19 protein-coding genes are annotated in these 18,660 nt (G+C 68.3%); 10 read left to right on the top strand and 9 right to left on the bottom strand.

Annotated elements, in window-relative coordinates; genetic code table 11:
• The first annotated feature begins 45 nt into the window (after window positions 1-45).
• Genes ABTV10_RS08995 through ABTV10_RS09010 form a run of 4 tightly spaced genes read left to right on the top strand, consistent with a single transcriptional unit; the run spans window position 46 to window position 3,939 of the window.
• Window positions 46-1,194, top strand: coding sequence for an isobutyryl-CoA dehydrogenase (locus ABTV10_RS08995; protein ID WP_499034109.1), 1,149 nt, complete (start codon window positions 46-48; stop codon window positions 1,192-1,194).
• Complete coding sequence (locus ABTV10_RS09000; protein ID WP_499034110.1) at window positions 1,191-2,258, top strand: enoyl-CoA hydratase/isomerase family protein; 1,068 nt, start codon at window positions 1,191-1,193, stop codon at window positions 2,256-2,258. The genes ABTV10_RS08995 and ABTV10_RS09000 overlap by 4 nt, the downstream gene beginning before the upstream one ends.
• Window positions 2,255-3,166 carry a 3-hydroxyisobutyrate dehydrogenase gene (gene mmsB, locus ABTV10_RS09005; RefSeq protein ID WP_433611765.1) on the top strand — a complete coding sequence of 304 codons (912 nt, stop codon included), beginning with the start codon at window positions 2,255-2,257 and terminating at the stop codon, window positions 3,164-3,166. Before ABTV10_RS09000 ends, mmsB begins: the two co-directional genes overlap by 4 nt.
• Window positions 3,163-3,939 carry an enoyl-CoA hydratase gene (locus tag ABTV10_RS09010; RefSeq protein ID WP_433611766.1) on the top strand — a complete coding sequence of 259 codons (777 nt, stop codon included), beginning with the start codon at window positions 3,163-3,165 and terminating at the stop codon, window positions 3,937-3,939. Before mmsB ends, ABTV10_RS09010 begins: the two co-directional genes overlap by 4 nt.
• 71 nt (window positions 3,940-4,010) lie before the next feature.
• Here ABTV10_RS09010 and ABTV10_RS09015 read toward each other — a convergent pair whose 3' ends face one another.
• The 3 genes from ABTV10_RS09015 to ABTV10_RS09025 form a co-directional block, all read right to left on the bottom strand.
• A complete protein-coding gene (locus ABTV10_RS09015; RefSeq protein ID WP_499034112.1) occupies window positions 4,011-4,547 on the bottom strand; it encodes a MarR family winged helix-turn-helix transcriptional regulator in 537 nt (178 codons plus the stop codon).
• Window positions 4,548-5,501: 954 nt separating this feature from the next.
• Window positions 5,502-6,851, bottom strand: coding sequence for an alpha/beta hydrolase domain-containing protein (locus tag ABTV10_RS09020; RefSeq protein WP_499034113.1), 1,350 nt, complete (start codon window positions 6,849-6,851; stop codon window positions 5,502-5,504).
• Window positions 6,852-7,083: 232 nt separating this feature from the next.
• Window positions 7,084-7,434: a rhodanese-like domain-containing protein gene (locus tag ABTV10_RS09025; protein ID WP_433611773.1), complete on the bottom strand. Its 351-nt coding sequence runs from the start codon at window positions 7,432-7,434 to the stop codon at window positions 7,084-7,086.
• A 108-nt stretch (window positions 7,435-7,542) separates the two neighbouring features.
• On the opposite strand from ABTV10_RS09025, the gene ABTV10_RS09030 reads away from it, so the two are divergent.
• On the top strand, window positions 7,543-8,055 hold the full coding sequence (locus ABTV10_RS09030) for a MarR family winged helix-turn-helix transcriptional regulator (protein ID WP_433611775.1): 513 nt from the start codon (window positions 7,543-7,545) through the stop codon (window positions 8,053-8,055).
• On the opposite strand, the gene ABTV10_RS09035 is transcribed toward ABTV10_RS09030, so the two are convergent.
• Genes ABTV10_RS09035 through ABTV10_RS09045 form a run of 3 tightly spaced genes read right to left on the bottom strand, consistent with a single transcriptional unit; the run spans window position 8,010 to window position 11,121 of the window.
• Window positions 8,010-9,146, bottom strand: coding sequence for a sulfotransferase family protein (locus tag ABTV10_RS09035; RefSeq protein WP_499034115.1), 1,137 nt, complete (start codon window positions 9,144-9,146; stop codon window positions 8,010-8,012). The two genes, ABTV10_RS09030 and ABTV10_RS09035, sit on opposite strands and share 46 nt — an antisense overlap.
• A 22-nt stretch (window positions 9,147-9,168) precedes the next feature.
• Complete coding sequence (locus ABTV10_RS09040) at window positions 9,169-9,951, bottom strand: SDR family oxidoreductase (RefSeq protein ID WP_499034117.1); 783 nt, start codon at window positions 9,949-9,951, stop codon at window positions 9,169-9,171.
• 3 nt (window positions 9,952-9,954) lie between these two features.
• Complete coding sequence (locus tag ABTV10_RS09045) at window positions 9,955-11,121, bottom strand: hypothetical protein (protein WP_499034119.1); 1,167 nt, start codon at window positions 11,119-11,121, stop codon at window positions 9,955-9,957.
• Window positions 11,122-11,213: 92 nt separating this feature from the next.
• Here ABTV10_RS09045 and ABTV10_RS09050 point away from each other — a divergent pair, with 92 nt between their 5' ends.
• The 3 genes from ABTV10_RS09050 to cysC all read left to right on the top strand — a co-directional run bounded on the left by ABTV10_RS09050 (window position 11,214) and on the right by cysC (window position 15,104).
• Entirely contained in the window at window positions 11,214-12,149 is a 936-nt protein-coding gene (locus ABTV10_RS09050) for an IclR family transcriptional regulator (RefSeq protein WP_499034122.1), read from the top strand.
• 175 nt (window positions 12,150-12,324) lie between these two features.
• Complete coding sequence (cysD, locus tag ABTV10_RS09055) at window positions 12,325-13,251, top strand: sulfate adenylyltransferase subunit CysD (RefSeq protein ID WP_499034124.1); 927 nt, start codon at window positions 12,325-12,327, stop codon at window positions 13,249-13,251.
• Complete coding sequence (gene cysC / locus ABTV10_RS09060; protein WP_499034127.1) at window positions 13,251-15,104, top strand: adenylyl-sulfate kinase; 1,854 nt, start codon at window positions 13,251-13,253, stop codon at window positions 15,102-15,104. The genes cysD and cysC overlap by 1 nt, the downstream gene beginning before the upstream one ends.
• Here cysC and ABTV10_RS09065 read toward each other — a convergent pair whose 3' ends face one another.
• Complete coding sequence (locus ABTV10_RS09065; protein WP_433611789.1) at window positions 15,105-16,355, bottom strand: RNA-guided endonuclease InsQ/TnpB family protein; 1,251 nt, start codon at window positions 16,353-16,355, stop codon at window positions 15,105-15,107. It lies immediately after the preceding gene.
• A gap of 54 nt (window positions 16,356-16,409) precedes the next feature.
• Here ABTV10_RS09065 and ABTV10_RS09070 point away from each other — a divergent pair, with 54 nt between their 5' ends.
• On the top strand, window positions 16,410-17,528 hold the full coding sequence (locus ABTV10_RS09070) for a 3'(2'),5'-bisphosphate nucleotidase CysQ (RefSeq protein WP_499034129.1): 1,119 nt from the start codon (window positions 16,410-16,412) through the stop codon (window positions 17,526-17,528).
• 26 nt (window positions 17,529-17,554) lie between these two features.
• Complete coding sequence (locus ABTV10_RS09075; protein WP_433611793.1) at window positions 17,555-17,800, top strand: Rossmann-fold NAD(P)-binding domain-containing protein; 246 nt, start codon at window positions 17,555-17,557, stop codon at window positions 17,798-17,800.
• 28 nt (window positions 17,801-17,828) lie between these two features.
• On the opposite strand, the gene ABTV10_RS09080 is transcribed toward ABTV10_RS09075, so the two are convergent.
• Both ABTV10_RS09080 and ABTV10_RS09085 read right to left on the bottom strand, forming a co-directional pair.
• Window positions 17,829-18,302, bottom strand: a complete 474-nt coding sequence (locus ABTV10_RS09080) for an SRPBCC family protein (RefSeq protein WP_499034131.1) — start codon at window positions 18,300-18,302, stop codon at window positions 17,829-17,831.
• Window positions 18,299-18,652 (bottom strand): ArsR/SmtB family transcription factor, encoded by a 354-nt coding sequence (locus ABTV10_RS09085; RefSeq protein WP_499034133.1) that lies wholly within the window; start codon window positions 18,650-18,652, stop codon window positions 18,299-18,301. Before ABTV10_RS09085 ends, ABTV10_RS09080 begins: the two co-directional genes overlap by 4 nt.
• Window positions 18,653-18,660: the final 8 nt, after the last annotated feature.

An 18,660-nucleotide genomic window follows, 5' to 3' on the forward strand; every position in this document is an offset into this window, starting at 1 on the left:
CAGCGGCCACAGCGTCATCATGACGACGAACTAGGAGCGAAGGCAATGTTCAGACTTTCCGACGACGAGCGCGCGATCAGTGACACCGCGCGCGACTTCGCCGCGGAATACCTGGCGCCCAACGCGATCGAGTGGGACCAGAACAAACACTTCCCGGTCGACGTGCTGCGCAAGGCGGGTGCCCTCGGCATGGGCGGCATCTACATCCGCGAGGACGTCGGCGGTTCGGGTCTCACCCGGCTCGACGGCGTCCGGATCTTCGAGCAGCTCGCCACGGGCTGCCCGTCGATCGCCGCGTACATCTCCATCCACAACATGGTCACGTGGATGATCGACGAGTTCGGTGACGACGAGCAGCGACGGCGCTGGGTGCCCGGCCTCGCGTCGATGGAGCAGCTCGGCAGCTACTGCCTCACCGAGCCCGGCGCCGGATCCGACGCGGCGGCCCTGTCCACCAAGGCCGTTCGCGACGGCGACGACTACCTGCTCACCGGCGTCAAGCAGTTCATCTCCGGTGCGGGCACGTCGGACGTGTACGTCGTCATGGCGCGGACGGGCAACGCGGGCGCGCGGGGCATCTCGGCGTTCATCGTGCCGAAGGACTCGCCGGGACTGTCGTTCGGCGCCAACGAGAAGAAGATGGGCTGGAACGCGCAGCCCACCCGCCAGGTGATCCTCGACGAGGTCCGGGTGCCGGCGGCGAACCTGCTCGGCGGTGAGGGTGAGGGCTTCCGCATCGCGATGAAGGGCCTCAACGGCGGACGGCTCAACATCGCCGCCTGCTCGGTGGGCGGCGCGCAGGCCGCGCTCGACAAGGCGGTCGCCTACCTCGGGGAACGCAAGGCGTTCGGCTCGGCGCTGATCGAGTCGCAGGCGCTGCAGTTCCGCCTCGCCGACATGCGGATCGAACTCGAGGCGGCGCGCACCCTGCTGTGGCGGGCGGCGGACGCTCTGGACGCCGACACCGCGGACAAGGTGGAGTTGTGCGCGATGGCCAAGCGCTTCGCCACCGACACCGGGTTCTCGGTCGCGAACGAGGCGCTGCAGTTGCACGGCGGCTACGGCTATCTGGCGGAGTACGGATTGGAGAAGATCGTGCGAGACCTGCGGGTGCACCAGATCCTGGAGGGTACCAACGAGATCATGCGGATCGTGGTGGCGCGTTCGGTGGTCGGTTCGGCGGGTGCGGCGTGAGCGAACCCGACGTCATCGTCGAACGGGTCGGCGGCCTCGGTCGCATCACCCTCAACCGGCCCAAGGCCATCAACGCGCTCAACCACACGATGGTGCAGGCGATGGCCTCGGCGCTGCTCGAGTGGGCGGACGACGAGTCCGTGCGTGCCGTGCTGCTGACCGGTGCCGGCGAACGTGGACTGTGCGCGGGCGGCGACATCGTCTCGATCTACCACGACGCCCGCGAGGGCGGCAGCGGGTCGAAGGACTTCTGGCGCGACGAGTACGTCCTCAACGCCGCGATCGCCCGCTACGGCAAGCCGTACGTCGCGATCATGGACGGCATCGTCATGGGTGGCGGCGTCGGTGTGTCGGCGCACGGCAACGTCCGCGTCGTCACCGAACGGTCGACCGTCGGCATGCCCGAGGTCGGCATCGGCTTCGTGCCCGACGTCGGCGGCACCTACCTGCTGTCGCGGGCGCCGGGTGAACTCGGCACCCACATCGCGCTGACCACCGCGCGGCTGAGCGCAGGCGACGCGATCGCGTGCGGCTTCGCCGACCACTTCGTCCCGACCGACCGGCTCGAGGAGTTCGAGCAGGCGCTCACGACGGGAGGCGTCGAGGACGCGCTCGCGCGGTTCGCGCAGCCCGCCCCGGCTTCGGAACTCGCCACGCAGCGTGACTGGATCGACGCCGCGTACGCGGCCGACACCGTCGAGGAGATCGTCGCGAACCTGCGATCGAGTGGTGTTCCCGCGGCGGCCGCGGCCGCCGAACAGATCCTGGCGAAGTCCCCGACCGCCGCGAAGGTGACGTTGCGGGCGCTGCGGCAGGCACGCGAACTCGACACGCTCGAGGCGGTGCTCGATCAGGAGTACCGGGTGTCGTTGGCGTGCCTGGGATCCCACGATCTCGTGGAGGGCATCCGCGCGCAGGTGGTAGAGAAGGACCGTAACCCCGCATGGTCGCCGTCGACCCTCGAGGCGGTCACCGACGAACACGTGGATCGATTTTTCGAGTCGCTCGGCGAGGCCGAACTCGGCTTGGCCGCAGGACTCGTGAGTGGGGAGGAAGTGCGATGAGCACCAGCGACATCACCGTCGGATTCGTCGGACTCGGCCACATGGGTGGACCGATGGCGGCGAACCTGGCCAAGGCCGGATACGTCGTGCGAGGCTTCGACCTCGCGCCGGCCGCGCTCGAGCAGGCCGAGCGCGACGGCATCACGGTCGTGGCATCCGCTACCGAGGCGGCCACCGACGCCGACGTCGTGATCACGATGCTGCCCAGTGGCAAGCATGTGATCGGCCTCTACGAGGGCGGCCTGCTGGCCGCGGCGCGCCAGGGCACGCTGTTCATCGACTGCTCGACGATCGACGTCGCCGACGCCCGAGCCGCGCACGAACTGGTCGAGCAGGCCGGTCACCGGGGCGTGGATGCGCCGGTGTCGGGCGGGGTCGTGGGCGCCGCGGCGGGCACGCTCGCGTTCATGGTCGGCGGCGACGACGAGGACTTCGAGGCGGCGCGTCCGCTGCTCGAGGTGATGGGCCGCAAGGTTGTGCACTGCGGCGGTCCCGGCGTCGGCCAGGCCGCGAAGATCTGCAACAACATGATCCTCGGCGTCTCGATGATCGCGATCAGCGAGGCGTTCGTGCTCGGCGAGAAGCTGGGCCTGAGCAACCAGGCGCTGTTCGACGTGGCGTCGAACGCGTCGGGACAGTGCTGGGCGCTCACCACCAACTGCCCGGTGCCCGGTCCGGTCCCGGCCAGCCCCGCCAACAACGACTACCAGCCGGGTTTCGCGGCCGCGCTCATGGACAAGGACCTCGGTCTGGCTGCGAACGCGTTGCGCGCCAACGGCGTCGACGCAGAGCTGGGCATGCGGGCCGCCGAGCTGTACCGGCGGTTCCATGAAACCGGGCACGGCGGCGAGGACTTCTCGGCGATCATCAGGGACATCAGGGACAGGTCGAACGGAGAGACTCGATGACGGACTACCAGACCATTCAGGTCGGACGGACCGGTCGCGTGGGCATGATCACGCTCAACCGGCCGAAGGCGCTCAACGCGCTCAACGCCCAGCTGATGTCGGAGGTGGTCGCGGCGGTCGACGACTTCGAGAAGGACCGCAGCATCGGGTCGATCCTCATCACCGGGTCGGAGCGGGCGTTCGCGGCCGGCGCCGACATCAAGGAGATGCAGAGCAAGTCCTTCATGGACATGTACCTCGACGACTGGTTCTCGGCGTGGGACCGCCTGGCGGCGGCCCGCAAGCCGATCGTCGCGGCCGTTGCCGGCTACGCGCTCGGCGGCGGGTGCGAGCTGGCGATGATGTGCGATGTGCTGATCGCGGCCGACACGGCGAAGTTCGGCCAGCCCGAGATCAAGCTCGGCGTGCTCCCCGGCATCGGCGGCTCGCAGCGTCTGACCCGCGCGATCGGCAAGGCCAAGGCGATGGACCTGTGCCTGACCGGCCGCACGATGGACGCCGAGGAGGCCGAGCGCGCCGGACTGGTCGCCCGCATCGTCCCGGCCATCGACCTGCTCGACGAGGCGATCGCGACCGCGTCGAAGATCGCCGACATGTCCCTGCCGATCGCGATGATGGTCAAGGAGTCCGTCAACCGGGCGTTCGAGTCGACGCTCTCCGAGGGCGTGCGATTCGAGCGGCGTGTGTTCCACTCCGCGTTCGCGACCGAGGACCAGAAGGAAGGCATGGCCGCGTTCACCGAGAAGCGCGACCCCACCTTCGGGCACCGCTAGGCATACGACGCAGTACGTTTCGGCCCCGCATCGAATCGCTCGATGCGGGGCCGAGGCGTGTCACGGAGTGGTCAGTGCCACTTGCCGGGCTTGTCTCCGGTATCGAAATCTCCTGCGCGGTAGCGCAGTTCGGCGAGGATGCGGACGAGGGAATCGAGCCGGTCCGGGGCCAGGCCCGGTTCGGCGAACACCTTGTCGTTCAGTTCCTCGGTGGAGCGCAACGCCAACTCCCGCCCTTCGTCGGTGATCTCGACGAGCGTCGCGCGGCGATCGGTCGGATGCGGGACGCGGCGCACCAGCCCCGCGGCCTCGAGGCGGTCGACCGCGTTGGTCACGCTCGTCGGATGCACCTGGAGTCGGGCGCTGGCCTTCGCCATCGGCAGCGCGCCGGTGCGGGTGAAGGTGAGCAGGGTCAGGAGTTCGTACCGGGAGAAGGTCAGACCGAACGGCTTGAGCGTTTCCTCGACGCGCGCCATCATGATCTGCTGCGCCCGCATCACCGACGTCACCGCGGCCATCCCGTCCGCCACCGCGCCCCAGCCGTGCTGCGTCCACTGACGATGCGCTTCCTCGATCGGGTCCAGTGGCAGCGGCGACGGTGACGGCATGTCCCGATCATCCCATGTGGACCGGGTCGGTTCATGCACCGGTCGCGGTACGTCCGGTCACCGATCGCCAATGCCCGAGCGCGAATCCGAGTGGTCTCGGTCCGGCTGCGAGACGCGGAACGGGCCGGGCTCGCAGAGCCCGGCCCGTTCCGCGTGCGTGTGAGAGGTCAGCTCGCGGAGCTGAGCTGCTGGATCAGCGCCATGATGGTCTTGACGGCGTCGATGGCTGCGCTGAGCGTGGTGAAGGAACCCATGTTTCAGTCCTCTGAGGTGATCGGTGGATGTGGCCCAACGCCACTGCCGGTGAAGCTAGCAGCCGTTCGCGAGACGTTGATGAACGACACGAAAACACTTGGACGTTTGTTCAATGTGGGGTGGCTCGCTGCGCGGACGGAAGCCGGAAACCCCGGTCTGGGCACTGCCGTGTGGCGTAGAACAGGGCTTCGGCGCAGGTACGGCGTCCGAGGCCGGCCGACTCGCCCTGAAGGACGCGTGCGAGCGGGCGTTGACGCCGGAGGCCGTCGTCGACGCGGGCACGTCGATGGTGGCGACGTCGACCCCCGATGAGCGTGGCTGCACGCCCCGGGTCTCGGCGAACACAACGACCTGTTCGCGTCCGGTTGGCCCGACTGACCCGGCCACCTGCAGCGGCGGACGGGCACGCTCCCGAAAGACGTGGAGGCCGGCCCCCATGGGGGCCGGCCTCCACGAGTCGTGGGGGATCAGCTCAGCACACTGACCGCGTCGATCAGCTTCATGAGCGCGCTGACGACGCTGATGACAGCGCTGGCCGTGGTGATGATGTCCATGGGGATCCTCTGGGAATGATGCTGAATGTGGCCCGACGCCACCGGCGGTAAAGCTAGCAGGCCTGCACGCGCCCCGGTGAAGCACCCAAAACCGATTGGGTGTTTGATAGATTGGCCGTTTCGGCCAAGGCTTGGACGGTGCGCGTCAGCCGCCGACGGACGCCGCGCGAGCCGCGGCCACCAGGGTGCGACCGTCCTCGAAGCGGAGAAATCCGCCGGCCACTGCTCGATCGGTCGCCTCCGCGAAGCGACTGAGGTACGTGGCCCTGTCCGGGTACAGCGACGCGAGAGTGTTCGCGTCGAGGGGAACGGTGGCGCCGTTGTTCGGAACGTGCGCACTCTCCCCGGTGAGGGTAGCGACCGGAACGTCGACCTGCGGTGTGCGCACCCCGCCACAGGCGTTGCCGAAGCGGTCGCGGACGATGTGGGCGTCGGTCGTCTCGATGGGGTCCGCGGACGCGGGTGCGACGCCGTCGGCGACCCAGGTGCGGAGCGCGCGCAGCGCCGAGGAGACGACCTGCGCCTGGGGTCCGTTGTTGACGATCGGGATGACGGCGCTCAGGTCGCGGACCGTGCCGAACTGTGCGGTGTACTGCGAGTGGAGGATTCGCAGGGCGTGGGCATCGGAGTGCGCGGTGCCGGCGATCTCCCAGGTGCGGATCCGGTCGGTGTCGGGTTGACGGGCCGCGACGAACGACCGTGGACCGGAGCCACCCCCGAGTTCGAACAGTTCGGTCTCGGTGATCACCTGGAAGACGGGCACGTCCAGGTCGGTGCGGACGCGCGCGGGGGCGACCACGTCGGGTCCGTTCGGTCCGTCCAACTTCGGCAGGCCGGTGCCGGATCCGATCGGTGCGCCGAACCCGGCACGGCCGTGGACGAAGAACCCGTCGAACACCGGGTTCTTCCGATGAATTGCGTTGACATAGGTGAGCATTCGCATCGCGGACTGGGACTGACCGGCCGCCAGGAGGCGTTCGACCGTCAGCCCGGCGAGTGGGTCGGCGCCCCGGGGTGCCCGCAGCGCGGCGCCGGCCTGGGCGAAGATGTCGTACGAGTAGGCGTCCCCCGGGTGGTGCAGCGGGCCGTACCGCTGCGGATCCCACGCCTTGAGTCCGACGACGTCGGGGCCGAGGGGGCTGCCGCCGGTGCTGTTGACGCCGGCGGCCTGGGCGGAGACGCCCACCCAGGCGTACCCCTGCAGCAGTTCCGGATGCATGTATGCGAAGTCGACGTCCACGTCGACGTTGCCGCTCACGTTCAGCCACTCGACGACGACCGTGCCGTTGAACCGGGCCGGGTCCTGCGGTGCCCGCACCAGCAGTCGAGTGCGGTACGGGGCCTGCCCCGCGTCGGCGACCGTCCAGCGCCCGTCCGACTCCCACGCGCCGTCCTCCCGGTAGGCGGTCGCGGTGCCGCTGAGGAAGAACTCGTGTTCGATGTAGCCGCACGCGGCCAGGTCGACCGAGGTCGCGGTGGCGGGAGTGCTGTGCATCCCTTCCGGGAGGCGGTGGCGGTCGCTGTCGAATCGTCTTGCGTGCAGAAACATCCGGATCGAGCCTCTCTAGCGGGGTTCCAGCGCCGTTGCAGGACTCTCGAGCAGGAAACTAGCCCACCGGTGTGTTTCATGTCACAGTCGGTCTCGCTGGGTGGGATTTCGATGCCGATCCCGGCCGGGACTGGATCGGGCCGCGAGCCCCCCCGGTGCTCGCGGCCCGATCTCCGGGTCAGTGTCGAGCCGTCGCGGCCGCCGTCCCCTCGACGGGCAGGCCGGCGGCCTCCCAGTCTGCGATGCCCTCGCGATACCGTCGCACGTTCGTGTAGCCGAGTGCCTCCAGGCGGCCTGCGACGAGCTCGCTGTTGCGGCACGCGACATTGGCGCAGTACGTGACGATCTCGGCGTTGCGATCCGGGATCAATTGGGGCGCAAGCGACTCCACCTCGTCCTCGACGAGATTCAGTGCGCCCGGGATGTGCATCTTCGCGTAGTAGGCGGGCCCCAGGGTGTCGAGCAGGGTCACCTCCCCTCGGTTGAGGGCCTCGGTCAGCTCGTCTCGGGTGATCGTCGACGTGGTCATCGTGTTCTCCTCGCTCTCTCGGTCGGTAATTGCGTGCGCACGCACATAATGAAACAGGAATGTGCGGCCGCACGCAACTGGTTTCGGGAATCTGACTACACTGCGCCGATGGCAGTGTCACGAGATTCGGCGCGGCGCCACCTGGCGGGCGACGCCTGGGGAGCGCTCCTGCAGGTTCATGCGCGTCTGGTTCCGGAACTCGACGCCGACGTGCGTCGGCCGACCGGACTCCCGCTGGCCTGGTACGACGTACTCCTCGAGCTTGCCGGGGCGCCCGATCGGCGTCTGCGCATGGGGGATCTGGGAGATCGCGTGGTACTGAGCCGCACCCGCGTGAGTCGGCTCGTCACCGAGATGGAGGCCCACGGGCTCGTGCGGCGCGAGTCGAATCCCGACGACCGCCGTTCGGCCTTCGTTGCCATCACCGACCTCGGCCGGCGCAGGTACCGCGAGGCGGCGCCGCTGTACCTGCGCGGCATCGAGGAACGGTTCGCCGCGCGCCTGACCGATCACGAACTCGAGGCGATCGCGACCGCGCTGCAGAAGGTGCTCGCGTCGGACGACGCGACACCTCGTCAGCGACCGAAGCGCTCGTCCACTTCCTCGGCGGTCAATCCGTAGTCCTCGAGGGTGTACTTGTGCGCCGGCTTGCGGCTACCCGATCGGCTCTCGGTGTGCATGTCCTCCATCGCGCGGTGCGCCTGCTCCGACAGCGGGATCGAGAAGTGTGAGTACACCTTCTCGATCGTGCCCAAGGGATCGGCGACGAAGTCGCCGTAGTCGACGTCGATGAACTGCGCCGGGTCGTACTTCGCCCGGGCCGCGGTGAAATCCTCGAGCCCGCGCGCCCACAGGTCGAGCTGGCTGCGGCCGATGACCTCGCCGCGGAACTTGTTCGACCAACCCTCGGTGGCGTGCTCGGCCAGGCTGCACATCGACGGGACGATCGTGCGCGGCGGGCGATGGGTCTGGATGATCAGCGCGTCCGGGTACACGGCCATCAACTCGTCGAGTGCGAACAGGTGGCTCGGGTTCTTGAGCACCCAACGCCGATCCTGGTCGTGCAGACCGATCAGCTGCAGGTTCTTCCGATGCCGCTCGTAAGCGTTGGTCCAGTCCTGGCCCTCGAGCCACTTCGAGTACGTCGGCAGGTTCGCCAGGCACTCGTACGACACCGACTTGAAGGTCTGCCGCAGCAGCTGCCAGCACTCCTCGACCTCGCCGGCCGACATGTAGTGCACGCCCATGAATTCGGGATGCTCCACGTGATGCTTGCTGAACTGCTGCTCGATCGCCTGGAACACCGGGTTCGACTCCCAGGTGTCGCGGGGCGGGCGCGGCTGCGGCATCTCGGTCAGCCACATCTCGAGGCCCTGGTGGGCCGGATCGACGGTGAGCAGGCGGTGCAGTGCGGTGGTGCCGGTGCGTGGTAGGCCGGTGACGAAGATGGGGCGTTCGATCTGCACGTCGGCGTGCGTGGGGAACTGCTTCCACGCCGCCTCGCTGAGCAGTCGGGCAACGAGCGCGCCGCGCAGGAAGACGCGGGAGATCTTGCTGCCGAACGGCGTCAGGTCCTCGTCCCGGGCATACGAGTCGAGCAGGACGCCGAGGGCCTCGGTGTAGTCGTCGACGCCGAAGTCGTCGAGGCCGGTCATCCGGGTCGCGGACGCGTGCAGGTCCTCGATCGTGCCGACGGTCGTGCGTTCAGTCATGGTGCTCCTTCTGGTCCCAGCTCTAGTGGTGGAACTCGCCGCAGTTGACGTCGAGGCACTGGCCGGTGATCGCGCTGGCCATCGGCGAAGCCAGGAAGATCACCGCGTCGGCGACCTCGTCGGTGGTCGGCAGACGCTTGAGGTCGCTGTTGGCCGCGGTGTGCTCGTAGATCTGGTCGACCGTGATACCGAACTTCTCGGCCTGATGCTCGAAGTACTTCTTCAGCGTGTCGCCCCAGATATAGCCGGGGGCAACGGAGTTCACCCGGATGCCCTGCGGGCCCAGCTCGGTGGCGAGCGACTGCGACATCGCCAGCAGCGCCGACTTCGCGAGTTTGTAGCTGCCGTAGCGCTCCTGCGAATGGCGCAGCACCATCGAGTTGACGTTCACCACCGCGCCCTTGGACTCCGCCAGCGCCGGGGTGAACAGCTGTGTCAGCCGCAGCGCGCCCAGCACCGTCAGCTCGATCGCGTCGCGGATGTGCTGGAAGTCGGTGCGCCCGAACGGCTTCATCGACGGGACGGTGAAGGCGTTGTTGATCAGGCCGTCGACCCGGCCGTACGCGTCCGTCGTGGCGGCCAGCAGGTGTGCGGCCGAGGCGTCGTCGGTGATGTCGGTCGAGACGGTCACCGCGCGCCGGCCCAGGTCGGTGACCTCCTTGGCGACCTCGTCCAGCCGCTCCTGCGTCCGGGCGGCCAGCACCAGATCGGCGCCGGCCTCCGCGCACCGCAGCGCGAGGGTGCGGCCCAGGGCCGGTCCCACGCCCGAGATGACGATAACCTTGTCCTGCAACAGATTTGTCATGTTCTACCCCAGCATCCGGTCGGCGACGGCGGCTTGACGCTCCGCGATGCGGGCGGCGAAGTCCTCCGGCGTGATCTTGTTGTGTTCGTGGAAAGGTAGTGCGGCGGGAATCTCGTCGAACTTCACCACCTCGACGGTCGGTCCGTCCGCGGGCGTGTACTCCCGGGACGTCCGCTGCCACCGGAACTGCAGGTAGCCGCGCGGGTGGCCGAGCGCCTCGAGCCAGTTGGTGACACCCGGGTTCCGCTCGCTGAGGACCATCCGGATCATGCCGTCCGGATCGACCTGAGCCTGAGCGTTGTTCAGGGACGTCTGGTGGTTGATGTAGTCGAGCGAGATGTACCAGAGGCTGCCCAGCTGGAAACCCTGGTAGGGCGCATCGGATTTCGGGACGGTGATGATCATCGCCTCGTCGTCGGCCAGTTCGTAGTGGCCCACCGACGAGTACTGCGTGGCCAGGCCGCCCGGCGTCAGGCGCGGCGCGGTGATCGTGTTGACCGGCAGGTTGTCGTAGAACCACTGCGGGAACTGCAGCCACGTCTTCACCCGGCTCACCAGGGCCTTGCCGGCGCGGGCGAACCGCTTCTCGGTCTCCTCGCGCGTCAACGGCGCGATCGGCACCCCGATCCGGTCGGCGCGTTCGATCCGGATGGTGCCGCGCTTCTGGTTCCAGTCGCTGTAGACCTCGCGGACCACGAGCTGGCTCGACCCGGAGGCGAGCGTGAAGTGGTTCCGGCGTCCGTCGGCCGGCCCCGGTCCGAACGTCGCGACGAACGTGCCGTCGTCCTCGATGTGCAGTTCGCGGTCGTCGAACGCGATCTCGCTGCCGGGGACGTTCGCGTTGGTGTAGTTGCCGCTGAGTACCTGGAAGCTCAGGTCCGCGGTGGTGCCGCGGGTGCCGGTGACGATGTACTCGGCGTCGTCGTTGATCCGGGCGCCCCAGTACAGGGTGTCGGGGTTGTCCAGGCCCATCTTCGTGAACGGGCCGGTGCCCTGGATGAAGAACGGATGCGTCTTCTCGGTGGCCCAGGCCGCGTGGACGGTCGCGAGTATGCCACCCGCCAGGTACTGCATTCCCTCCAGCAGATCCTGCTCGGACCGGATGTGGGGGGCGCTCTCGACGAGTTTTTCGGCCTCCGCGATGGCCTCGGCCAGTGGATCCGTCAGCACACCTTGCTCCTTCGATCCAGTGGTACAAATATGTACCTCGGTGGTAGAACTTGTGTTGGTCAGACGATAGAACGTGTTTCAAGGAGTGGTCAATGGCTTCCGGGATTGCCGAATCGAACGAGCCGAGCGGCCGCCGATCCCCTCCGACCGAGCGCGTGGTCCAGGTCCTCGACTTCCTCGTCGCGCGGGAGGAGCAGCGTTTCGGGTTGTCGGAACTCGCGCGCGCCCTGTCGATCAGCAAGCCCACGTGTCTCGGCATCCTCTCGGAACTCGTGTCGGGCGGATACCTCACTCGCGACCCGATCTCGAAGACCTACGGCCTCGGTCCGGCGCTCATCGCCGCGGGCCGGGCCGCGCAGCGCGGATTCGCCGTCGGGCCGATCGCGCGCGCTCAACTCGACACGCTCGCCGCCGAGTACGGGGCGGTGTGCACGGCGTCCGCGGTGGTGGGTGATCAGGTGATGATCCTCGAGACCGTCACCCCGCCGCGGATGACGCTCGGCCGCACCGCGGCGCGGGTGGGGCAGTCGTACCCGTTCGCGCCCCCGGTCGGGCTCATGTACGTGATCTGGGGCGGCGACGACGAGCTCGAGGCGTGGTTGCGGCGCGAGCCGGCGCTGCCGGTCGTGCTCGATCGCGACCTGCTCCGGCGGGTCGTCGACGACTGCCGTCGTGCCGGATACCTCGTCGAACGGCTCACGCCCGTTGGGCGCAAACTCTTCTCGCTCATGGCCGGCGTCGCCGGCCGGGATCTCCCGAACGAGCTGCGCGAGCTGATCGGCGAAATGGTCTCGAGCCTCGGAGAGCGTGTCTACCTCCACAGTGAGACCGAGGGCGACGTCGAGTACCCGGTGAGCCTGATCGCCGCGCCCTGCTACGACGCCGACGGCCACCAGTCACTGGTGCTGACGCTGGACGTCGGCGGGTCGATCAGCGGCGCGGACATCGCTCGGCGGGGTGAGGCGCTCGTGGCGGCCGCCGACGCGGTGACGGCTGAGGTCGGCGGGCGCCACCCCGTCCGCCCCTGACGTCGTGGCCGAATGTCACATGCGTTCCGTCCAACGGAACCGATGTGACATTCGGCCACCGGGGCGGAGGCGTTGACCCGCGAGTGGAACGCGTTCTATTCTCGCCTCACAGTCAGTATGCGTACCGATTCGGTACAAAAATGTACCGGTGCGCCGATCCGTCGAGGAGCTGCGCGTGACACCCCTGACATCCCCGCCCGCCTACGAGCTGTCGCACCTGCAGACGCTCGAGGCCGAGGCGGTCCACATCTTCCGCGAGGTCGCCGCGACCTTCGAGCGCCCCGTCCTGCTGTTCTCCGGCGGCAAGGACTCGGTGGTGATGCTGCACGTCGCCACCAAGGCGTTCTGGCCGGCGCCGCTGCCGTTCCCGGTGATGCACGTCGACACCGGGCACAACTTCGACGAGGTCATGGAGTTCCGGGACCGGACCGTGGAACGGCTCGGTCTGCGGCTCGTCGTGGCGAGCGTCGAGGACGACATCGCGGCCGGACGGGTGGTCGACGAGAGCGGGCCACGGGCCAGCCGCAACCGCCTGCAGACGCACTCGCTGCTGCGCGGCATCCGGGAGAACACGTTCGACGCGGTCTTCGGTGGTGCCCGACGGGACGAGGAGAAGGCGCGCGCCAAGGAACGGGTGTTCAGCTTCCGCGACGAGTTCGGGCAGTGGAATCCCAAGGCGCAGCGACCCGAGCTGTGGAACCTCTACAACGGCCGGCACCGCCGCGGCGAGCACATCAGGGTGTTCCCGTTGTCGAACTGGACCGAACTCGACATCTGGCAGTACATCCTCGAGGAGGACATCGCGCTGCCGTCGATCTACTACGCGCACCGCCGTCCGGTCGTCGAGCGGGACGGAATGCTGTTGGCGCACACTCGGTTCCTGACCCTGCTGCCGGGCGAGGAGGCGCGCGAGGAGCTCGTACGGTTCCGTACCGTCGGCGACGCGACCTGCACGGGCTGTGTCGAGTCGTCGGCCGGCACCGCAGAAGAGGTCGTGACCGAGGTCGCCGCCAGCCGGATCACCGAACGCGGCGCGACCCGCGCCGACGACCGGATCTCGGAGGCCGGCATGGAGGATCGCAAGAAGGAGGGCTACTTCTGATGGTGCACACCCGACAGCTCCTCCGCGTCGCGACGGCGGGCAGCGTCGACGACGGCAAGTCGACGCTCATCGGACGCCTGCTCTACGACTCGAAGTCGATCTTCGAGGACCAGCTCGAGGCCGTCGAGCGCAGCAGCCGCGAGCGCGGCACCGAGTACACCGATCTGGCGCTGCTCACCGACGGGCTCCGGGCCGAGCGGGAGCAGGGCATCACGATCGACGTCGCGCACCGCTACTTCGCGACGCCGCAGCGCAAGTTCATCATCGCCGACACCCCCGGCCACGAGCAGTACACGCGCAACATGGTCACCGGCGCCTCGACCGCGGACCTCGCGCTGATCCTCGTCGACGCCCGCAAGGGTGTGCTCGAGCAGACGCGTCGGCATGCGTTCCTGTCGACCCTGCTGGGGATCCCGCACCTGGTGCTGTGCGTCAACAAGATGGATCTCGTCGACTGGTCGCAGGAACGCTTCGAGGAGATCAAGGACGAGTTCGGGCAGTTCGCGACCAAGCTCGACGTGCACGACCTGACGTTCATCCCGGTGTCGGCACTCAAGGGCGACAACATCGTCACCCGCACCGAGAACATGCCATGGTACGAGGGCTCGTCGCTGCTGCATTACCTCGAGGACGTGCACATCGCGTCCGACCGCAACCTCATCGACGCGCGGCTGCCCGTCCAGTACGTAATCCGACCACAGCAGCAGACCGACGCCGAACTGCACGACTTCCGCGGCTACGCGGGCACCGTCGCCAGCGGCGTGTTCAAGCCCGGTGACGAAGTGGTCGCGCTGCCGTCGGGATTCACGTCGACGATCTCGGCGATCTGGGGGCCGGGCGGCGAGCCCGTCAAGGAGGCTTTCGCGCCGTCCGCCGTGTGTGTGCAGCTGGCCGACGACCTCGACGTCAGCCGCGGCGACACGCTGTGCCGGCCGAACAACCGGCCGCTCGTTGGCCAGGAGATCGACGCGATGGTCTGCTGGCTCACCGAGCAGTCCTCGCTCAGCGCCGACGCCCGATACACCGTCCTGCACACCACCCGGTCCACCAAGGCGCAGGTCGTCCGGCTCGACTACCGGCTCGACGTCAACACCCTGCACCGCGACGAGACCGCGCAGTCGCTCTCGCTCAACGAAATCGGACGCATCCAGCTGCGCACGCAACAGCCGCTGCTGTTCGACCCGTATAGGCGCAACCGAGTGACCGGCAGCTTCATCCTCGTCGACGACACCACCGGCAACACCGTCGCCGCGGGCATGATCACCGGCCCCACCCTCAAGGAAGCGAAGGTGGTGTGGCACGCGGCGGCCGTGTCCCGCGACGAGCGGGCCACCCGCGGCGCCACGGTGTGGCTCACGGGGCTGTCGGCGTCCGGGAAGTCCACCGTGGCGGTCGAACTCGAACGACGCCTGGTCGCCGCCGGGATCCCCGCGTACCGGCTCGACGGCGACAACCTGCGCCACGGGCTCAACGCCGACCTCGGATTCAGTGCCGAGGACCGGGCCGAGAACGTCCGACGGGTCGGCGCCGTCGCGCAACTGATCGCTGACGCCGGCCTGGTCGCGGTCGCGTCCCTCATCAGCCCGTACCGCGAGGACCGGGACCGGGTGCGCCGACGGCACGAGGAAGCCGGACTGCCCTTCGTCGAGGTGTTCGTCGACACCCCGATCGAGCAGTGCGAGGCCCGCGACCCCAAGGGCATGTACGCCAAGGCGCGAGCGGGGGAGATCACCGGGTTCACCGGGATCGACGACCCCTACGAGGCACCCGAGAATGCCGAGCTGGTGCTGCGGCCCGAGGACGGCGACCCGGTCGCGCAGGCCGCGAAGATCATGGAGTATCTGAACCTTTGACTACTCTCCGCCCCGAAGGACGGGGATTCCGTGACTCACGTCATGGAGTTCCTGTTTCACTGGCGATTGCCCCAGGGAGAACCCTTGGGGTCTGACATCGCCTCCGCAGGCGTTTCGTGTCTCCGCCAGCCCGGCGGCGACGAGGATGTTCTTCGCTGCGTTGTGGTCCCGGTCGTGCCAGGTGCCGCAGCTGGGGCACGTCCAGTGCCGTGTCCCGAGCGGCAGCGTGGTTAGCACATGCTTACACGCGCTGCACGTTTTCGAGCTGGGATACCAGCGGTCGATCACTACGAGTTGACGACCGGCCCGCTCAGCCTTGTAGGCGATCATCGACCGGAACTCTGCCCACCCGGATTCACTGATCGACTTCGCCAACCTCTGATTGCGAATCATCCCCGACACGTTCAGGTCCTCGACGGCGATGGTGTCGTACCGCTTGACGAGCCCGGTGCTTGTCTTGTGGAGGAAGTCGCGACGAGCGTCCCGTATGCGGGAGTGCTTACGGGCCAACTTCTCCCGCTGCTTCGCGCGATTTCTCGAGCCCTTCTGCAGACGCGCCAGACGCTTTTGGTGACGGCGCAGGCCACGTTCGTGGCGGGCCACGTGGTGCGGATTGCCGATTCGCTCCCCGTTGGACAGCACCGCGAAGTCTTGCACTCCGAGATCGACACCGACGGATCGTTCTGTCGTGGGCAGTACCTCGGCGGCCTTCCCGTCGACGGCGAAGGTCACGAACCAGCGCCCGTCCGGTTCGAGCGAGACAATCACCATCGTCGGATTGAGCGTGGCCGGATCGATATCGGGCCAGGACCATGCGACCCGCAACGGCGCAGAGGTCTTGGCAAGCCACAGGCCATTCGGTTTGATGCGGAACGCGGACCGGGTGAAGTGCGCGGACTGCCGACCGTGGCGGTTCTTGAACCGCGGGTAGTTCGCAGACCCCGTGAAGAACGAAGTGAACGCCGCGTGCTGGTGCCGCAACGTCTGTTGGAGAGGAACGCTCGACACTGCGGACAAGAACGACAGATTCTCGGTCTTCTTCCATGTGGACAGAGCCGCGTCGGTCTCCTTGTACGAAGTCGACTTCTGCTCGAGGGTGTATCGACGCCGACGGTCCGCAAGCGCCTTGTTCCACACCACGCGTACGCACCCGAACGTGCGACGCAGCAGTGTCGCCTGTTCGTTGTTCGGGTAGGCCCGGACCTTGTACGCCGTCCTCATCTTGTTGATTCCAGCAGAAAGGTCTGACATGTTCGATGCGATTCCTCCTCGACGTGAGGAGCGTGGCGCCCTGGAGAGGTTCTGTTGACGACTGATGCCGAACTCGCCGCCGAACTCGCGGCGCGCGCGGGCGACCTGCTGCTGGAGATCCGCGCCCGCGAGCTGGGGGAGACCCCGTTGGACGGAGCGGCCGCGAAGGAACTGGGCCGACGCGGCGACAAGGCGGCCAACGCCCTCCTACTCGAAGGGCTCGCGGCCGCCCGGCCCGGCGACGCCGTGCTGTCCGAGGAGTCCGCGGACGATCCTGCCCGCCTGGACAATCCGAGGGTCTGGATCATCGACCCGCTCGACGGGTCCCGCGAGTACGGCCTGGTCGGACGCGCCGACTGGGCCGTGCACGTCGCGCTGTGGGAACGCGGCGCCGGCATCACCGCCGCCGCCGTCGCACAGCCCGCCCTCGGCGAGGTGTACGTCAGCGGGAGCGCGCGGGCGGCGTCGTCGAATCGCGAACGTCCTCGAATCCTGGTGAGCGACAGCCGACCCCCGGAGTTCGTCGACGCCCTCGCGCAGCGCGTCGACGGCGACGTCGCGCCGATGGGTTCGGCGGGGGCGAAGGCGATGGCGGTGCTGCGCGGCGACGCCGACGCGTACGTGCACGCGGGTGGACAGTGGGAGTGGGACTCCGCCGCCCCGGTCGGAGTCGCGCTCGCGGCCGGCCTGCACTGCTCCCGCATCGACGGCGCACCCCTGCAGTACAACGAGCCGCATCCGTACCTGCCGGACCTACTGATCTGCCGACGGGACCTCGCGGTGCCGCTGCTCGCCGGCATCGCCGATCTGACCGCGGCGGCAGCGCAGGACAGCCCGCGCGTGGCGATGGCGCGCGAGTACATCGACTCGCTCGTCACCCACGACGCCAGCAAGGTGCGCCTCGCCCGGCACTGCCACCGCTACGAGAACGGGCAGCGCACAGGCGATTCCGGCGACGAGATCCGCGCAATGCTCGAAACGGGAGGGCAGTACCGGCCGATCAGCGCAGTGCGCGACCTCGAGTTCCGCGAGTGGGGCACCGACGTCGTCGCGAGGTTCCTGCTCGACATGAACGCCGGGCGCGACACCCTGACCGTCGCGATCACCGAGCACTTCTCGATTCCCAGCGCGGAGATCGACTCGATCACCGCGATCATCGAGCCGCACGGCTGAGCCGGGCCGACCGGTAGGCTCGCCCCGTGGCATTCGATGACGATGAACGGGCGGCGCTGCTGGCGTTGAAGGGGGTCGGGCCCACCGTCGTGCGACGGCTCGAGGACATGGGCCACGACAGCTTCGACGCGCTACGGTCCGTCCACGCCGACGACATCCTCGACGCGGGGGCCGCGATCACCGGCTCGACCTGCTGGCGCAACAGCCCGCAGGCCAGGGCGGCGGTGACTGCGGTCCTCGAGCTCGCACGCCGCGAGGGGCACGAGTCCTAGCCCCCTGGTCGGTCCGCGGGATCTGTGATCACGCGGATGCCGACTCCGCGGCGAGGGCGGCGTCGAGCGCGTCGAGCAGCAGGTTGGTGCCCTGCTCGCGGGAGCCGGCGTCGTCGTAGCCGTCGAGGAAGGCGCCCTGCTCGGTCATCACCAGGCGGGTGCCGTCGCCGGCCGGGAAGAACTCGATGGTGGCCAGGGACACCGAGATCCGGACGTCGTCCATGTGCATGTCGTAGCTGTAGACGATCCGCTCGTCCGGGACGATGTCCTGGTAGATCGACGAAAACGAATGCACGGGACCGCCTTTCGGTCCGCCGCTGACGGTCTCGCGGCCGCCGACACGGAAGTCCATGGCCGGTTCGTCGGAGACCCACTCGTCGGGTTGGGTGAACCAGCGCGACTTCGCGTCGGGATCAGCGAACGCGTGGAACACGCGGGCGGGGCTCGCGTCGTAGACACGCTCGACGACGAATGTGGAATGTGTGACCGATCGGTTGGTCATGGCGACTCCTCGGCTCTGGGGGCTGCGTCGGTCTCGGCGAGATACTCGCCGAGTCGGTCGAGGCGGCGCTCCAGGCTGGTGCGCCTCTGAGCAATCCACTGCGCCGCACCGTCGAGCGCGTCCGGAACCAGATGGCACGTGCGGGTCCGGCCGACCTTTTCGGATCGCACCAGTCCGCTGGCCTCGAGCACCTGGAGATGCTGGACGACGGCGGGCAGTGACATGTCGAGCGGGGCCGCGAGCTCGCTGACCGAGGCCGGGCCGCGGCTGAGCCGCTCGACCATCCCGCGCCGACTCGGATCCGACAGTGCATGGAACACCTGGTCGAGCGGTGCGGAATACTTAAGCACGCCCTTAA

Origin of the sequence: Paraburkholderia sp. RHO2 (assembly GCF_050955445.1) — a bacterium.
Classification (GTDB): Bacteria; Actinomycetota; Actinomycetes; order Mycobacteriales; family Mycobacteriaceae; genus Prescottella; species Prescottella agglutinans_A.